Source organism: Siminovitchia jepli (assembly GCF_047228825.1).
In the GTDB taxonomy this organism is placed as follows: domain Bacteria; phylum Bacillota; class Bacilli; order Bacillales; family Bacillaceae_C; genus Siminovitchia.
Window position 1 is genome coordinate 1 of record NZ_JBFEGN010000192.1, and the last position, 1570, is coordinate 1570.

At 35.5% G+C, this 1570-nt stretch carries 1 pseudogene; it reads left to right on the plus strand.

Annotated elements, in window-relative coordinates:
- Window positions 1–79: 79 nt before the first annotated feature.
- A pseudogene (locus AB1L08_RS22335) lies at window positions 80–1033 on the plus strand (IS110 family RNA-guided transposase); the annotation flags it as partial.
- Between the last annotated feature and the right edge of the window lie 537 nt (window positions 1034–1570).

Here is a 1570-nt window from a genome sequence, read left to right on the forward strand (position 1 = left end):
TTTATCTTTTTTGGGTATTATACCTGATTTCACCAGCTTTTGGATGCATTTTAGCTAAATTTTGTCACGGATTAAGGATTTAGTTAATCCAGTGATTTCTTTTGAGGCTAGAAAAACAAGCTTACGTCAAGTAAAAACGGATAAAGCTGATGCATATCATTTAGGTGAGCTTTACTACAAGGAAGACCTTGAAATCTATCAAAGGAAAACAGAGAAAGCTCTCAATTTACGTCTCTTAACAAGACAACACAGCGCTTTAACTGACAGTTATGTTCAAATAAAACTTCAATTTCAGGTGGCGTTGGATCAAATATTTCCAGAATATTATCATGCTTTTAGCGATTTATACGGGAAGTTATCATTAAATACGTTACTGAATTATTCAACTGCTTTAGACATTCTTAAAGTCGCTGATGAGAAGTTAGCTGAAGAGATGGGTCAATTTGGAGCTAGACGTTCTCATGATTGGTTTTTAGACAAAGCCCGGCAACTAAAAGAAGCTGCAAGACGCAATCCTTATCAGTCTCAAATTAGTCATGGGCAACTGATCAGTCTGCGTATGTATATTCAGATGCTCTTTCAATATCAAGAGCATCTATCAAAATTATTAAAAGAAATAAATACGCTTTCAAAATCCTTTGAAGAATACAGATTAATCCAATCCGTACCCGGTATCGGAGATAAGATTGCGGCAACAATCATCTCTGAAATCGGTGATATCAATCAGTTTGAGAACCCTAAAAAGATAGTAGCTTATGCAGGATTGGATCCATCTGTTTTTGAGTCAGGTAAATTTAAAGCTTCCATCAATCGAATCACAAAAAGAGGTTCGTCGAGATTGAGACAGACGCTTTACACGGCTGTGCAATGCGGTTTAGCCAAAGGACGAAACAAAAAACTCATTGCTTTTTATGAACGTAAAAGAAGTGAAGGCAAGCCACATAAAGTCGCTATAATTGCTTGCGCAAACAAGCTTGTTCATTGGATTTATGCCATGTTAAAACGTCAAGAAGTCTTTGTAGATCGAGTGTAAGTTTCTTTAAATTTCTTTGTTTTTTTCCTTTTAATCAAAAGGTTTATTTAGTATGTTCAATTTTAGTGTAACATGTTTTTAATAACTTTTTTAGCCTTAACTATTGACAGCTATTAGCTGGTATTGTTGAAGTCAGTTCCTATTGAAAAATCAAACAAATTAGTACAACAAGTATAACATTTACTGATACACTTTGTCATTCAGTGGTCAAAGGTATTTCAACGTTGGTATATTCCCTTGGCCGTAATCAAACTTTATTATACAAGAGGGTATTCAATTTATTGTGCTGGCTCTACACTCCGCAAACAGTAGCTCTTTTTTTTCGCCGCAATGAATGGCTCAAAACTCCACATAAGTGGCTATTCACCCGCAATATTCATAATCTTTCTGAGACATCATCAGAATGTGAATTACACCATACCTAAACACAATTTGTTGTTATTTTGGAATAGCCATTATATAGTTAGACGTTCATGCCGCTTCCGCGGCACCATCAGCAGGATGAAAATGGATCAACGTCGAAGTATATTTTTACGG